Source organism: Mesorhizobium marinum (assembly GCF_040813675.1).
GTDB classification, from domain to species: domain Bacteria; phylum Pseudomonadota; class Alphaproteobacteria; order Rhizobiales; family Rhizobiaceae; genus Mesorhizobium_K; species Mesorhizobium_K marinum.
The window spans coordinates 1,128,169-1,142,867 of the sequence record NZ_JBFOCI010000001.1 but is presented as its reverse complement, the minus strand read 5'-3'; the positions used below and the strand labels follow the sequence as shown (position 1 = coordinate 1,142,867).

The following is a 14,699-nucleotide window of genomic DNA, read 5'->3' as shown; positions in this document are numbered from 1 at the left end:
GCTATCTTCCGGACCTCACCGCCGACGAGGTCGCCGCCAGCGCATGGCGCGGCTTCCGGCGCGGCAAGCGGATGGTCGTGCCCGGCCTCGCCTCGAAGGCCGCCGCGCTGCTGACCTGGCTGGTGCCCACCGGCCTCATCCTGCCCAAGGTCGCCAGCGTGCAGAAGCGCAAGAACGATTTGTGCCCCTGCGGTTCGGGCAAGGTCTTCATCCGTTGCTGCGGCATGACCAGGCGCTTCCGCCGGGAACATGGCGGCGGGACCGGATCGACCTGATCGGGGGGCGCCGCGCCTAGGGCGTGGACTCAACTGAACGCATCCAGAGTCTAGCCGAAGCGAGTGCGACAGCGGCGAGGAAGTTCGTGGCGTGCTTTTCGAAGCGAGTGGCGATGCGCCGGAACTGCTTGATCTTGCAGAAGAAGCGCTCGACCAGGTTGCGGCGTCTGTAGAGTTCGTGATCGACGGAGCGTTGGGCCTTGACGCGGCTCTGGGTCGGGATATGGGCCTCACCGCCTGCCCTGCGGACGAGATCGATGATGGCGCGGCTGTCGTAGCCACGGTCGGCGACGAGCGCCCGAGCTGGCGGCAATCCCGCCAGAAGATCTGGCACGGCGGTCTTGTCTGACGCCTGCCCAGGCGTGATCAACAACCGGACCGGCAGTCCGTCTTGATCGACGACGGCATGGATCTTGGTGCTCAGTCCGCCACGAGAACGGCCGATGGCGTGATCCGGACCCCCTTTTTTCCACCGGCTGCGTGCTGGTGGGCCCGCACGATCGACGAGTCGATCAGGTGAAGAGACTGCGGCGACTGGGCCGCCAGGGCCTCGAACAGGCCGAGCCATACCCCCTTCTTGGCCCAACGATTGAAGCGGTTGTAGACCGTCGTGTATGGCCCATACCGTTCCGGCAGATCACGCCACGGCGATCCTGTCCTCAGCACATAGAAGATGCCGTTGACCACCCGACGGTCGTCAACCCGACGCTTACCCTTGCCAGCCGCAGGAAGTAGCGGCTCGACAATCCGCCACTCCGCCTCGTTCAGATCGTATCGCGCCATTTCAAGGCCTCCTTCCGGAACCCTTGAATCAACACCGCGACCAATCAGCAAGGCCTATTGAGTACGCGCCCTAGGCGCCGGGGCAAAATGGTGCGGACGGCGGGGATCGAACCCGCACGGATTGCTCCGAGGGATTTTAAGTCCCTTGCGTCTACCGGTTCCGCCACGTCCGCACTGACCGCCTTTTCGGGTGCGCGGGCGTTCGCGTCAAGGCCGGCCGGGGAAGACCCGGGCGGCGCTCAGGCGGCGGTGCCGCCGACCAGGTGCAGATGGCCGCGCTCCCGTGCCCGCTTCAGGCGTTCGGCCCGGTCCTCGTTGCAGGACGCGGCAAGGTCCAGCGCCGCCGACCTCTCAAGTCCGACGAGCACGGCCCCGCCGATCTCCGCGGGCACGTCGTCGAGCGTATCGAAGACCGCCCACGTACAGGTCGGCTCCTGTACGGCGACATATCGTTTCATGGACGCAGCAAAGCTCCCCAGCATGGCGCGAACGCCACAGGCTAGCGCGCTTCGACCGGCTTGGCCAGATGCGAAGGCGGCTATCAACCGAATCCGATCGCGCCGGCCGGCGCTACCCGAAAGCCCGCGCCGCGGTCCGCTCGATCAGGGCTGCCACCCGCTCCGCGGCCGTGAACTGCAGCATGTGGCCCTGCCCCTCGACCAGTTCGAAGTCGAGGCCCGGCATCTGGTCGCGAAGCGCCAGCCCATGCCGGCGGTAGTCCAGCACGCGGTCCGCCGTCCCGAACATCGCGGCGGCGGGCATCGCGATCTCGCCGTAGCGTTTCTCGATGACGCCCAGGTCCTGCTCGATCGCCACGATGTCGCTCGACGTCGCATAGATATGGCTCGGCCTCAGCCCCAGCATGCCGCCGCCGTCGACGATATAGTCCTCGGGCCATTTCTGCGGCCCGAAGACGAAGTCGAGCGTCTGCGCCGCATATTTCATCGATGCCGGCACGGCCGTCGTCTGCGCCACCAGCCAGCGTTTCAGCGGCGACTTGATGTAGAGCGCCCTGAATTCGGGCCGCACCTCGTCTTCCATATGCGTCAGCGGCGCCAGCGCGACGACGCCCGAGACGAGGTCCGGACGGTCGAGCGCCAGCGTCAGCGCCACCGCGCCGCCCAGCGAGTGGCCGACGACCAGCGGCCGCTCCAGCCCCAGCGCGACGATGAAGTCGGCGACAGCCTGCGCCTGTTCGGGCAGCCGCGCGGTCGCTTGCGACGAACGCACCGAATAGCCGGAGCCCGGCCGGTCGAGCGCGATCAGCCGGTAGCCCGGCAACAGCGGAAAGGTCGGGTGCCGGAAATGGTGGAGCTGGCCGCCGAGGCCGTGCACGAAGACGATCGGGCGTCCCTCGCCGGCATCGACGTAGTGGACGCGGTTGCCGCCGGCCTCGACGAACCGGCCGGCGGGAGGAACCGTGCGTTCGGCGCGCGCCGCGATCCGCCGCGTCGTCAGGACGAAATAGCCTGCCGCGAGCAGCGCCGAAACGAGCAGCGCGCCTGCCATCCAGCCGATCAGGGGTGCCATGGTTCTCCCGCGGACGATGCGAGCCCGCAGACTAGCCGCTTGCCCGGTTTCGGCAAGCGGCATGCGGCGGGAGAATCGGCGCCGCGCCGCGGCGCGGCGTCAGCCGTGCAGCTTGATCGTGATCTCGGCCAGCCGCTTGCCCTGGAACTTCGCGCCCTCGAGCTCCTGCGCGGAGGGTTGGCGCGAACCGTCGGAGTCCGACATGGTCGTCATGCCATAGGGCGAGCCGCCGCGCACCACGTCGACGCCCGACTGCCCCTGGTAGGCGTAGGACAGCGGCACGATGATCAGCCCGTGGTGTTGCAGCGACGCCTGCGTCGTCAGGATGGCGAGTTCCTGGCCGCCATGCTGGGTCGCGGTCGACGACATCACGGTCGCCACCTTGTTGATGAGCGCGCCCCTCGCCCAGAGCGGGCCGGTCTGGTCGAAGAAGTTCTTCAGCTGCGCGGCCATCATGCCGTAGCGCGTCGACACGCCGAAGATGAAGCCGTCATAGTTCTCGAGCTCGAGCGGATCGGCGATCGGCGCCTCCTGGTCGAGCTTGTAGTAGGCGGCCTTGGCGACCTCCTCGGGAACCAGTTCCTTCACCCGCTTGACCGTCACATCGGCGCCGGCCTCCCTGGCGCCTTCGGCGGCCGCCCTGGCCATCTGTTCCATGTGGCCCCAGCTCGAATAGTAGAGCGCCAGTATCTTTGCCATGTCTCGTCTCCTGTCCGTGGTGTCGCGGGCCCGGTGCGCCGCTCCAGGAGAAACTAGGGTGGCAATCGTTCAATGAAAGTCACCTATCGGGCTACGGATTGTTCACAATCGGGATAACATTGCGGCGCAACGTCGGGCGCGCTATGCACGGCGATCCCGAGGATCGCAGCATGCCCGACATCGTCACCGCCGCCATGATCGTCATCGGCGACGAAATTCTCTCCGGCCGCACCAAGGACCGCAACATCGGCCACCTCGCCGACATGATGACGGCGATCGGCGTCGACCTGAAGGAAGTCCGGGTGGTCGCCGACGACGAGGACGACATCATCGCCGCGGTCAATGCGCTGCGCCATCGCTACGACTACGTCTTCACCACCGGCGGCATCGGCCCGACCCACGACGACATCACCGCGGATTCGGTGGCCAAGGCGTTCGGCGTCGCCTGCGACTACGACGAGAAGGCGATGGCGCTGCTGGCGCAAAGCTACGCGGCGCGCAACATCGAGTTCAACGATGCCCGCAAGCGCATGGCGCGCATGCCGGTCGGCGCCGACCACATCGACAATCCCGTCTCGGTGGCGCCCGGCTTCAGGATCGGCAACGTCCACGTCATGGCCGGCGTACCCTCGATCTTCCAGGCCATGCTCGACAACGTCGTGCCGACGCTGAAGACCGGCACCCGGCTGCGCTCGGCGACCGTTTCCTGCCCGCACGGCGAAGGCATCATCGGCGGCCCGCTGGCGAAGATCCAGGAAGCCCATCCCGACACCATCATCGGCTCCTACCCGAAATATCTCGACGGGACGTTCTCGACCGATCTGGTGGTGCGCGCCCGCACCCAGGCCGCGCTCGACGCGGCGCGGCAGGCGGTCGAGGCGATGGTGGCGGCGCTGCCGGCGCGATAGCGCACGACAGCCGCGACATTCCGCGCCGCCTGGCCGGCCACCCGTTCGGCGGCCGCCACTTGCGCAACGGCGCGGACCAATCCATTTTCAGGCGCGCGCACCTTTCGTTGGGAGGAAGCCATGCCGTTCAAGACCATTCTGGCCATTGTGCAGAGCCTCGAGGACGCCGCCCGCGTCAGTGATTGCGCCGGCGCGCTTGCCGCCCGTTTCGAAGCGCATCTCATCGGCCTGCATGCCGAGGCGCTGCCGGTCCCCTACACCTCGGCGATCGGCTTCCCCGATGCCGAGTTCATTCAGGCCTCGACCGAGATCAACGAGGAACGTTCGAAGAAGATCGAGGCGATGTTCCGGGAGCATACGACCGACGCCGGCATCAGCGCCGAGTGGCGAAGCCTCGAGAGCTTTTCCGGCGACAGCGCCCATTCCGGCGTCGCCAGCGCGCGCAGCTGCGACCTCGTGGTCGCCTCGCAGGGCGGCCCCGACGGCGCTTCCCCCGATGTCGATGCCCTGCTCTACGAAGCGGGCCGGCCCGTCCTCGTCACCCCCAGGGACGCCCCGTGCCTGGCCTCGTTCCGGCGCGTCATCATCGCCTGGAACGGCAGCCGCGAGGCGTCGCGGGCGACCTTCGACGCCTTGCCCTTCATCCTCGAGGCCGAGGGTGTGGAGATCCTGCTCATCGACCCGCCCGAAAGCCCTTCGGCGGTCGAGGCTGGGGCCGACATCGCCGCGGCGCTGGAGCGGCACGGCGCCAATGTGTCGGTCCACAGCGAGGCTTCCGGCGGCCTGGCGACGGACGACGTCATTCGCAACCGCCTCGCCGCGACCGGCGCCGATCTGCTGGTGCTCGGCGCCTACAGCCACTCCTGGCTGAAGCAGCTTCTGTTCGGCGGCGTCACCCGCTCCGTGCTGCACGACATGCCCGTCACGGCGTTCCTGTCGCGTTAGCTGCGGACAAACCTGCGATCAGGCATGCGCAAGGCTTGCCACGAGCCGCCATTCCCGGCTAATTCCGGCTGCATTCCAATCCGCCGGAGTGCAGCCGATGTCGCTTCCCGAAAAGGCCTTTCCCGTTTCCTGGGACCAGTTCCACCGCGACGCGCGCGCCCTCGCCTGGCGGCTGGCTGGCGTCAACGGTCAGTGGAAGGCGATCGTCTGCATCACCAGGGGCGGCCTCGTTCCTGCCGCCATCATCTCGCGTGAACTCGGCATCCGGCTGATCGAGACGGTCTGTGTCGCCTCCTACCACGACTACGTTTCGCAGGGGGAGCTTGCCGTTCTGAAGGAGATCACGCCGGCCCTGATGGAGAACGACGGCGAGAACGTTCTCATCCTCGACGACCTGACCGACACCGGCAAGACCGCGGCCATCGTCCGCGCCATGCTGCCCAAGGCGCATTTCGCCACGGTCTACGCCAAGCCCAAGGGTCGGCCTCTGGTCGATACCTTCGTCACCGAGGTCAGCCAGGACACCTGGATCTATTTCCCCTGGGACATGGGCTTCACCTATCAGAAGCCGATCTCCGACGATCACGCCGGCTGACCGGCGCCAACTTTTCCGAAACCGATCGCATCGGCCTGTCACATCCAGGCGGGCGAATCATGATGAAATGATCCCGCCCCGAGGCTGGAGCGGGGCTGGATTCGTGACATCTGGAGAACAATTTTTACTTCTATTCTCGACAATTAGCCCTAGGATTAATAAGGCGGCAAACGAATCGGGGATGGGCATTGCCCGGCTGGCGCTGATGAGCGTTCTGACGAACTACAATCTGGTTGAAAGGGTGCGCCGGCTGTTCGGCAAGGCGCCCTGCCGTATTCAGGTGGCCGCCCTCCCCTGGCGCACGACCGAAGCGGGCGTCGAAGTCATGCTCATCACCAGCCGCGACACCGGCCGCTGGGTGCTTCCCAAGGGCTGGCCCGAAAGCGCCGAGGATCTGGCCGACGCCGCCGCGCGCGAAGCTGGCGAGGAAGCGGGATTGTCGGGCGCCGTGGCGCGGCGCGAAGCTGGCCGCTACTACTACGCCAAGGTGCTGTCGTCAGGCGAGGAAGTGCCCTGCGAAGTGCTGGTGTTCCCGCTCGAAGTCGACCGCGTCGCCGACAAGTGGAAGGAAAGGCGCCAGCGCAAGCGCAAGTGGGTCAAGCCCGAGGAAGCCGCGCGCATGATCAACGAACCGGATCTCTGCAGGCTGATTGCCGCATTCGGCGCGCGCCCCCGCGCATACGCCTGAAACCGCCTTCGTCCTAGGCTGCCCGGTAGCGCTGAAGTTCGATGACGACCGCGTTGCGGCCCTCGTTTTTCGCCGCATAGAGGCTGCGGTCGGCAGCCTGCATCGTGTCGAGCGCGCTCTCGCCGGGCCTGTGGGCCGCAATGCCTATGGACACGGAAACCGAAACGCCGGGCACATCGACCTCGATTTCGCAGGCGTTGACCTCGCGCCTCAGCCGTTCGGCGATGCCGCCGGCCTCCTCGAGGGTGGCGCCAACCAGGAAGATTCCGAATTCCTCGCCCCCCAGGCGCCCGCACAGGTCGTCGCTCCGCGTCACGGCGCGGATGTGCTGCGCGATCAGCTGGATCACCCTGTCGCCCACCCGGTGGCCGAAGCGGTCGTTCAGCCGCTTGAAATGGTCGGCATCGACATAGGCGACGACGCCGCGGCTGGTCTCGCCGCCGGGCTTGCGGAACTCCATGCCGAGGCGCTCGACGAACGTCTGGCGATTGAGCAGTCCCGTCATCTGGTCGGTGGAACTGAGATAGGCGAGCCGCTCGGACAGTTGGCGCAGCCGCTCATGCTGGGACACGACATAGAGCAGGACAGGGACGCCGACCGTGGTGGTGATCACCGCCGATATGGCGAGTTCGAACATCAGCTGTTCGGTCCCGTCGCCCCAGTAATAGGTCAGGACCATCGCTTCGACGCCGATCAGGACGATCGCAAAAAGCAGCGCCGCGCGCTTGACCGACGCCAGGCTCCACGACGCGAGCCAGTCACGTATGCTATTCACAGCTGCCTACACCACCCCGCAGCACCACCACCGTCTCAACGGTTAGGACCGTGAGGTTAAGGAATGGTTCCGGCCGTCCGGCCGCCTCGCCCCTGCCCGTCGCGGCCCTCAGGCGGCCGCAAGACCCCAGCGGATGAAGTCGGACCTGACCTCGGAGGGCAACAGCCCGAGGTCGTCGAGATCGCGCTCGCTCATTGTTTCAAGCGCCACCCGGCTGCGGCAGGCCGACACGAGGTCGAGCGCCGCATGGAACGGCCGGGCGAATCCACGCTGGCCCGGAATGTCCTGTTCGTCGTCGCCGGCCGTCGTCTCGTTGCGCGGTCCGGACCCGATCAGATCGCTGGTCATCGTCAGTCTCCTTGCTGACAGGGAGATAGGGAGCCGCATGCGCGGTCCGGTAGGGCCTGGACATGACGATTTCGTGAGCGGTGCGACGCTTTCGGCCGTGCACAGGTACGGTCGCCACGACGCGATTCCTCCCCGATATCCACATAGCCGGCACACAACATATTGGGGTCACAAAACTTACAGAAACGAATCCTTGACGGTTCGGAGCGAGTCGCTTTTTATGGCTCATGCGCTCCTTGTTTGGGCGCGGCCGGAAGAACTCCGGACCGGTAACAAGTTTCCAGATTTGACAGGTTTCTGACGGCTGGCCGCGGTTCGCGGGGCCATCGGCAGCCTTGTCCTTTTGATACGTGCATGGGGTTGAAGGGGACGGGGCGCCGGGTTTGAAAAAGAGTCTGTTAACACTATATTTAGTGTTTGCAGCCAAACTCGACGCTAGATAGTGTGGATTTCCCCGAAACGGGGAATCGGTAAGTTTTCAGTTTTGAGGATCCCTCCCGGGTCCGTCGGCGCGCCGGAAAGCGAGGCTCTTCAAGGAGTTGACCGGCATGGCGGCGGGTGGCGGCGGGAACGAGGAAGTCGCCGCTTTTCACGCGGCGGCAAGGCGGATGTGCGTCCGCGCGGATTTGACGGGAAAGTCCGCCTGAGAGACGCTAGATATAGACAAAGGGACACGGGACCATGCAGATCGAGCGGCGCTTCACCAGGGCAGGCCAGGACAACGCGAGCCAGGCGCACAAGGGTGGCGCCGCATACGCCGACATCGCGTTCCGAAAGGCGCTGTCGGAGATCAAGAATCCCGATGGCTCGATCGTCTTCCGCCTCGACGACATCGACGTCCCCGCGCAGTTCTCCCAGGTCGCCGCCGACATCCTCGCCCAGAAATATTTCCGCAAGGCCGGCGTGCCCGCCCGCCTGAAGAAGGTCGAGGAGAACGGCGTCCCCTCCTTCCTGTGGCGCTCGGTCGCCGACGAGGCGGCGCTCGCCGAACTGCCCGAGGCCGAGCGCTACGGTTCCGAGCGCGACGCCCGCCAGGTCTTCACCCGCCTCGCCGGCACCTGGACCTACTGGGGCTGGAAGGGCGGCTACTTCAAGACCGAGGACGACGCCCGCGCCTTCATGGACGAGCTCTCCTACATGCTCGCCACCCAGCGCGTCGCGCCGAACTCGCCGCAGTGGTTCAACACCGGCCTGCACTGGGCCTACGGCATCGACGGCCCCGGCCAGGGCCACTATTACGTCGACCCCTTCACCGGCAAGCTCACCAAGTCGAAGTCGGCCTACGAGCATCCGCAGCCGCACGCCTGCTTCATCCAGTCGGTCGGCGACGACCTCGTCAACGAGGGCGGCATCATGGACCTGTGGGTGCGCGAGGCGCGCCTGTTCAAATACGGTTCCGGCACCGGCTCGAACTTCTCGCATCTGCGCGGCGAAGGCGAGAGGCTGTCGGGCGGCGGCCGCTCGTCGGGCCTGATGTCCTTCCTGAAGATCGGCGACCGCGCCGCCGGCGCCATCAAGTCGGGCGGCACCACGCGCCGCGCCGCAAAGATGGTCATCGTCGACGCCGACCATCCCGATATCGAGGCCTTCATCGACTGGAAGGTCAACGAGGAGCAGAAGGTCGCCTCGCTGGTCACCGGCTCCAAGATCGTCAAGAAGCACATGACCGCCGTGATGAAGGCCTGCGTCAACTGCGACGGCCCGGACGGCGACTGCTACGACGCCGGCAAGAACCCGGCGCTGAAGCGCGCCATCAAGGACGCCAAGCGTGACGGCGTGCCGGAAAACTACGTCCAGCGCGTCATCCAGTTCGCGCGCCAGGGCTACACGCAGATCGAGTTCAAGACCTACGACACCGACTGGGATTCGGAGGCCTACCTCACCGTCTCCGGCCAGAACTCCAACAACTCGATCTCGCTCAAGGACGACTTTTTGCGCGCGGTGGAGACCGACGGCGACTGGAAGCTGACCGCCCGCAAGGACGGCAAGGCGATGAAGACGCTGAAGGCGCGCGACCTCTGGGAGAAGATCGGCTACGCCGCCTGGGCGTCGGCCGACCCGGGCCTGCACTACAACACGACGATGAACGACTGGCACACCTCGCCGGCCGGCGGCCCGATCCGCGGCTCCAACCCTTGCTCGGAATACATGTTCCTCGACGACACGGCCTGCAACCTGGCGTCGATCAACCTCCTGCCCTACCGCAACGCCGACGGCACCATCGACATCGAGGCCTATGAGCACACGGTCCGCCTGTGGACCATGGTGCTCGAAATCTCGGTCATGATGGCGCAGTTCCCCTCCAAGGAGATCGCAAAGCTCTCCTACGAGTACCGCACGCTCGGCCTCGGCTACGCCAATATCGGCGGCCTCCTGATGACCTCGGGCATCCCCTACGATTCGGCCGAGGGCCGCGCCATCTGCGGCGCGCTCACCGCGATCATGACCGGCGTGTCCTATGCGACGTCGGCGGAGATGGCCGCCGAGCTCGGCGCCTTCCCGAACTACGACAGGAACGCGGACTCGATGCTGCGCGTGATGCGCAACCACCGCCGCGCCGCCTATGGCGACAAGGACGGCTACGAAAAACTGTCGGTCAACCCGGTGCCGCTCGTCCACGCCGACTTGAAGCAGAAGGCGCTCGGCGAGCACGCCAGGGCCGCCTGGGACCGCGCCATCGAGCTCGGCGAGGAGCACGGCTACCGCAACGCGCAGGCGACCGTGATCGCGCCGACCGGCACGATCGGCCTGGTCATGGACTGCGACACCACCGGCATCGAGCCCGACTTCGCGCTGGTGAAGTTCAAGAAGCTCGCCGGCGGCGGCTACTTCAAGATCATCAACCGCGCCGTGCCGGAAGCGCTGCGCACGCTCGGCTACGGCGAGGCGGAGATCGCCGAGATCGAGGCCTACGCGGTCGGCCACGGCAACCTCAACCAGGCGCCGGGCGTCAACCCCGGCGCGCTGAAGGCAAAAGGCTTCACCGACGACAAGATCGCCGCCGTCAACGCCGCGCTCGCCTCGGCCTTCGACATAAAATTCGTGTTCAACCAGTGGACGCTCGGCGCCGACTGGGTGAAGGAGACCTTCGGCTTCACCGACGAGCAGTTGTCCGACTTCTCCTTCGAGATGCTGCCGGCGCTCGGCTTCTCCAAAAAGGACATCGAGGCCGCCAACATCCATGTCTGCGGCGCCATGACGCTCGAGGGCGCGCCGCACCTGAAGGCTGAGCACCTGCCGGTGTTCGACTGCGCCAACCCGTGTGGCAAGATCGGCAAGCGCTATCTCTCGGTTGAAAGCCACATCCGCATGATGGCGGCCGCCCAGCCGTTCATCTCGGGCGCCATCTCCAAGACCATCAACATGCCGAACGAAGCGACCGTCGAGGACTGCAAGAACGCCTACATGCTCTCGTGGAAGCTGGCGCTGAAGGCCAACGCGCTCTATCGCGACGGCTCGAAACTGTCGCAGCCGCTGAACGCCTCGCTGATCTCCGACGACGACGAGGAGGACGACGACGCGGCCGAGGCGCTGGTCGCCGCACCCGCCGCCGCGCGCGCCGCCGCCGTCACCGAGAAGATCGTCGAGCGCGTGGTGGAACGTCTCTACCGCGACCGCGAAAAGCTGCCGAACCGCCGCAAGGGCTATACCCAGAAGGCCGTCATCGGCGGCCACAAGGTCTACCTGCGCACCGGCGAGTTCGACGACGGGCGGCTCGGCGAGATCTTCATCGACATGCACAAGGAAGGCGCCGCCTTCCGCGCCATGATGAACAACTTCGCCATCGCCATCTCGCTCGGCCTGCAATACGGCGTGCCGCTGGAGGAATATGTCGAGGCCTTCACCTTCACCAAGTTCGAGCCGGCCGGCATGGTCGTCGGCAACGACGCCATCAAGAACGCCACGTCGATCCTCGACTACGTGTTCCGCGAACTCGCCGTCTCCTACCTGGAGCGCCACGACCTCGCCCATGTCGACCAGTCGGACTTCTCCAACACCTCGCTAGGCAAGGGCATCAACGAGGGCAAGGCGACGCCCTTCTCCAAGGGCCTCTATCGCGGCGCCTCGCCGGTCAAGCTGGTGTCGAGCCTCGGCCAGTCGTCCGATCCCAAGGGTTTCGGCGGCCAGCCCGCGCAGCCCGGCCGCAGCGCGCCGACGGCCTTTGCCGGCTCCAACGTGCGCACGCTGCAGACGGCCGCCGCCCACGCCGTGCGCGCCGACACCGACGGCGCGGTCGCTTTCAAGCGCGACTACGAGGAGCGCGTGAAGGAGTTCGAGGAAGACGTCGCCGAGGAGGAAGCCGCCGAAGCCGCCTCGCCGGCCACCGCACTCTTCACCGACACGGCCGCCCAGGAAGCCGCCGACGCCAAAAAACTAGCCTCCGCCCGCCGCGCCCAGGCGGTGATGCAGGGCTACACCGGCAACGAATGCTCCGAGTGCCACAACTTCACCATGGTGCGGAACGGGACGTGCGAGAAGTGCGACACCTGCGGATCGACGAGCGGGTGCAGCTGAGAGAGCAATAATTGGTCTACTGCAACGCAACACTAATAGGAGGAGGCAAGGATGACTGTCTCCTTCTCTGACGTGATAGGGCTGGTAGGACTAGCGGTCTCCGTCGGCGGCTTCTGGATTGCGTTAGCACAGATAAGGAAGACCACCACAGCGGCCGAAAGCGCGCGAGATGCGGCTAAGCTCGCAAAAGATGGAATTGGCAGACTGGACAGCCTAATTAGCTTTGCGTCCGTTGCCAAAACAGTTGATGAAATCAAGGATACATTCCGGAGTGGCTCATTCGACCGTCTTCCCAATCTTTTTGACCAAGCGAGAAAGTCACTCATCGCAGCTCGAGAAAGCCATCCAAACCTTGAAACATCTGATCAGGCGAAGATCCAAAAGACTCTGACCTTTTTTACAGAATTGGAGCTGGATTTAGCAGATTCCTCAAATGAGGTGATAGTAACGAAAAGAAGTAAATATACAAAATCACTGATACAAATATCTGATGATATAGTTACAATAACTAGCAGAATGAAAGTAAGCGGAGACCGGTAATGTCGAGACAGATGGCTCAACTTCTCGGACTATTGGTCACAAAGACACAGTCCGGAGTGCTTTCTTGGGAACAAGGACCCAGCGCAGACGCTTACGTAACTCAAATTGGCAACAACAGCATCCTTATAAGGACTCAAAGAGAAGACTACTTAGTAAGCATATTCAATGAAAACGGAAGTGTAGTCGAGTCTTTTACCGATGTCTCTTTATCGCAAGATGGAATAGAAAGCGCTTTCGAAGGGATGCGCGACCTCCATGAGATGGCAAGAAGAAATGCGCTCGGCGCGGACCGCGTGATCAACGACATTCTTAACGAACTTTCTAAGTCGTAAGCGAAAGCTCTTGATGATCTGCAGTCCGACGAGAAGCCAACCGTCCTTGAATATCTGAAGGCGCCGCCAGCGCGCGGCATGCGGGTAGAACCCTCCCTTCTCCCCTTGCGGGAGAAGGTGGCCGAGCCGAAGCGCAGCGCAGGTGAGGTCGGATGAGGGGTAACCTCGCGCCGACCTACCCCTCATCCGTCTCGGCGCAAGCGCCGATCCACCTTCTCCCTCAAGGGGAGAAGGGAGGGCCGAGGCCTCGGCGCTTTTCGAAATGGCGGCCGGTCGGCGCGGCTGGTAGGAAGCCGGTGCTTCGCGGAACACTGCCATGCCCATCACCATCTACCAAAACCCAGGCGACGTGGTGATCGATGCGGATGGAAGACGGGTGCAGTAGCCGGCCGATGCGTAACCGGGATATGAATTGACGCGTAACCGGGACACGCCTATCTTCTGCCCGAAGGAGATGTACGATGGCTGTTCGGGATCGCGTTCGCAAATACCGTGAAACGGGCGGGGCATCCGACCTGGTGCGGGTGGAGGTTCTGGTCCCTGCCTCGAAGCGCGATGCGATCGTGGCGGAAGCCGCGGCCATGCGCAGCGCCCACCGCGACCGCAAGCAGCGCGTCGCCGGCATCTGCGCGAAAGCCATCGAGCAATATCCCGTGCGCCTGCTCGACAACATTGACCTCGGGCGCATCTCCGACCCGCTCAAGCAGGGGGCCGTCGTCGCGCGCGCGCTCATGGAACGCGGCGATGCAAGGGCCTTTGCGATGGGGCGCCAGATCCTCGCCGAACTGGAGGCATGAGCGATGGCCCTTACCGAAGTCCAGAAAGGCATCGTCAGGCGCCTGGCGGCCAACCGCTCCGACACGAGTTATGTCGCAGGCGGCATCGTGCTGAACCGGGACTGGCCGCGCGTGTCTGACGATGTCGATATCTTCCACGACACCGACGAGGAGATCGGCGCGTCCGCGCAGCGCGACATCGAGACGCTGCGTTCGGCGGGCTACCGGGTCCATGTCGATGTCGAGGTCTATGGCTGCGTCGAGGCCACCGTCCTGAAGAACGACGAGGGCACGCTGATCCAGTGGATGAGCGAGACGCGCAACCGCTTCTTCCCGCTGATCCGCGACGAGGAATGGGGTGCCCGGCTGCATTCAGCCGACCTTGCCGTCAACAAGGTTCTGGCAGCGTCGTCCCGCACCAAGCCGAGGGATTTCGTCGATCTCGTCATGATCGAGCAGAACATGTGCCCGCTCGGCCCTCTCGTCATGGCCGCGTCCGGCAAGCCCCCTCACTTCTCGCCGCAGCGGGTCATCGATGAGATGAGGCGGCGCGGCCTGTCAATCGCGGACGAGCAGTACGACACGGTTCGCGGTCTGCCGGCTGGCTGGACCGCCGCGCTGATCCGCGAAAACCTCATGCGCGCGCTCGATGCCGCCGAGCGTTACATCCTTGCCGCTCCCGTGGAGATTGTCGGCGCACTTGCAGTGGACGCCGAGGGCGTTGCCGTCGAAGTTTCTGCCTTAGACGACGCTGGTGTGGTGCTGAAGCGGGCGACCGCCGAACCGGAGGTCATGCCGATGATAGCGGACTTCGTACAGTCGTGGGGCCGCAAACCCTAGCCCCCCGAAAAACCACCCCTCCCCCCGTTGAAACCTCCCCGCGTCCGCGCTAAGTCCCACCTCAGCGGACCGGGCCCCTCTGGCGGGAGCTTCTTGCCCTCGTGATGTCGGCCGCATCGGAACGGTCCGATGCTGTCACGACCCATCTCC

At 65.0% G+C, this 14,699-nt stretch carries 16 protein-coding genes and 1 tRNA gene; 10 read left to right on the top strand and 7 right to left on the bottom strand.

Going from position 1 to position 14,699, the window contains the following annotated elements; translation table 11 throughout:
- Positions 1 to 275: SEC-C metal-binding domain-containing protein (locus ABUE31_RS05500; RefSeq protein WP_367722483.1), on the top strand; the 275-nt coding region annotated here is incomplete at its 5' end.
- Between the two features lie 16 nt (positions 276 to 291).
- On the opposite strand, the gene ABUE31_RS05495 is transcribed toward ABUE31_RS05500, so the two are convergent.
- The 5 genes from ABUE31_RS05495 to wrbA all read right to left on the bottom strand — a co-directional run bounded on the left by ABUE31_RS05495 (position 292) and on the right by wrbA (position 3,287).
- A protein-coding gene (locus tag ABUE31_RS05495; protein ID WP_367722482.1) for an IS5 family transposase occupies positions 292 to 1,058 on the bottom strand; the annotation gives its coding sequence in 2 pieces (ribosomal slippage) (positions 292 to 734 and positions 734 to 1,058; 768 coding nt in all).
- Between the two features lie 88 nt (positions 1,059 to 1,146).
- Positions 1,147 to 1,231, bottom strand: a tRNA-Leu gene (locus ABUE31_RS05490).
- Positions 1,232 to 1,297: 66 nt separating this feature from the next.
- The gene (locus ABUE31_RS05485) at positions 1,298 to 1,516 is read right to left on the bottom strand and encodes a hypothetical protein (RefSeq protein ID WP_367722481.1); all 219 of its coding nucleotides are present in this window, start codon (positions 1,514 to 1,516) and stop codon (positions 1,298 to 1,300) included.
- A gap of 112 nt (positions 1,517 to 1,628) precedes the next feature.
- On the bottom strand, positions 1,629 to 2,588 hold the full coding sequence (locus ABUE31_RS05480; protein WP_367722480.1) for an alpha/beta fold hydrolase: 960 nt from the start codon (positions 2,586 to 2,588) through the stop codon (positions 1,629 to 1,631).
- Between the two features lie 99 nt (positions 2,589 to 2,687).
- Positions 2,688 to 3,287: an NAD(P)H:quinone oxidoreductase gene (gene wrbA, locus ABUE31_RS05475; protein WP_367722479.1), complete on the bottom strand. Its 600-nt coding sequence runs from the start codon at positions 3,285 to 3,287 to the stop codon at positions 2,688 to 2,690.
- A 170-nt stretch (positions 3,288 to 3,457) separates the two neighbouring features.
- On the opposite strand from wrbA, the gene ABUE31_RS05470 reads away from it, so the two are divergent.
- The 4 genes from ABUE31_RS05470 to ABUE31_RS05455 all read left to right on the top strand — a co-directional run bounded on the left by ABUE31_RS05470 (position 3,458) and on the right by ABUE31_RS05455 (position 6,423).
- On the top strand, positions 3,458 to 4,195 hold the full coding sequence (locus ABUE31_RS05470; protein ID WP_367722478.1) for a competence/damage-inducible protein A: 738 nt from the start codon (positions 3,458 to 3,460) through the stop codon (positions 4,193 to 4,195).
- 120 nt (positions 4,196 to 4,315) lie between these two features.
- A complete protein-coding gene (locus ABUE31_RS05465; protein WP_367722477.1) occupies positions 4,316 to 5,140 on the top strand; it encodes a universal stress protein in 825 nt (274 codons plus the stop codon).
- A 97-nt stretch (positions 5,141 to 5,237) separates the two neighbouring features.
- On the top strand, positions 5,238 to 5,735 hold the full coding sequence (gene gpt / locus ABUE31_RS05460; RefSeq protein ID WP_367722476.1) for a xanthine phosphoribosyltransferase: 498 nt from the start codon (positions 5,238 to 5,240) through the stop codon (positions 5,733 to 5,735).
- Positions 5,736 to 5,940: 205 nt separating this feature from the next.
- Positions 5,941 to 6,423: an NUDIX hydrolase gene (locus ABUE31_RS05455; RefSeq protein ID WP_367722475.1), complete on the top strand. Its 483-nt coding sequence runs from the start codon at positions 5,941 to 5,943 to the stop codon at positions 6,421 to 6,423.
- A gap of 13 nt (positions 6,424 to 6,436) precedes the next feature.
- Here ABUE31_RS05455 and ABUE31_RS05450 read toward each other — a convergent pair whose 3' ends face one another.
- Together ABUE31_RS05450 and ABUE31_RS05445 are read right to left on the bottom strand one after the other, a co-directional pair.
- Entirely contained in the window at positions 6,437 to 7,198 is a 762-nt protein-coding gene (locus tag ABUE31_RS05450) for a GGDEF domain-containing protein (RefSeq protein ID WP_367722474.1), read from the bottom strand.
- 108 nt (positions 7,199 to 7,306) lie between these two features.
- Positions 7,307 to 7,546 carry a hypothetical protein gene (locus tag ABUE31_RS05445; RefSeq protein ID WP_367722473.1) on the bottom strand — a complete coding sequence of 80 codons (240 nt, stop codon included), beginning with the start codon at positions 7,544 to 7,546 and terminating at the stop codon, positions 7,307 to 7,309.
- 681 nt (positions 7,547 to 8,227) lie between these two features.
- Here ABUE31_RS05445 and ABUE31_RS05440 point away from each other — a divergent pair.
- The 5 genes from ABUE31_RS05440 (at position 8,228) to ABUE31_RS05420 (ending at position 14,549) form a co-directional block, all read left to right on the top strand.
- Entirely contained in the window at positions 8,228 to 12,061 is a 3,834-nt protein-coding gene (locus tag ABUE31_RS05440) for a vitamin B12-dependent ribonucleotide reductase (RefSeq protein WP_367722472.1), read from the top strand.
- A gap of 51 nt (positions 12,062 to 12,112) precedes the next feature.
- Positions 12,113 to 12,601, top strand: a complete 489-nt coding sequence (locus ABUE31_RS05435; RefSeq protein WP_367722471.1) for a hypothetical protein — start codon at positions 12,113 to 12,115, stop codon at positions 12,599 to 12,601.
- Positions 12,601 to 12,933: a hypothetical protein gene (locus ABUE31_RS05430; RefSeq protein WP_367722470.1), complete on the top strand. Its 333-nt coding sequence runs from the start codon at positions 12,601 to 12,603 to the stop codon at positions 12,931 to 12,933. Before ABUE31_RS05435 ends, ABUE31_RS05430 begins: the two co-directional genes overlap by 1 nt.
- Before the next feature lie 461 nt (positions 12,934 to 13,394).
- Complete coding sequence (locus tag ABUE31_RS05425; RefSeq protein WP_367722469.1) at positions 13,395 to 13,730, top strand: hypothetical protein; 336 nt, start codon at positions 13,395 to 13,397, stop codon at positions 13,728 to 13,730.
- Positions 13,731 to 13,733: 3 nt separating this feature from the next.
- A complete protein-coding gene (locus ABUE31_RS05420; RefSeq protein ID WP_367722468.1) occupies positions 13,734 to 14,549 on the top strand; it encodes a hypothetical protein in 816 nt (271 codons plus the stop codon).
- Positions 14,550 to 14,699: the final 150 nt, after the last annotated feature.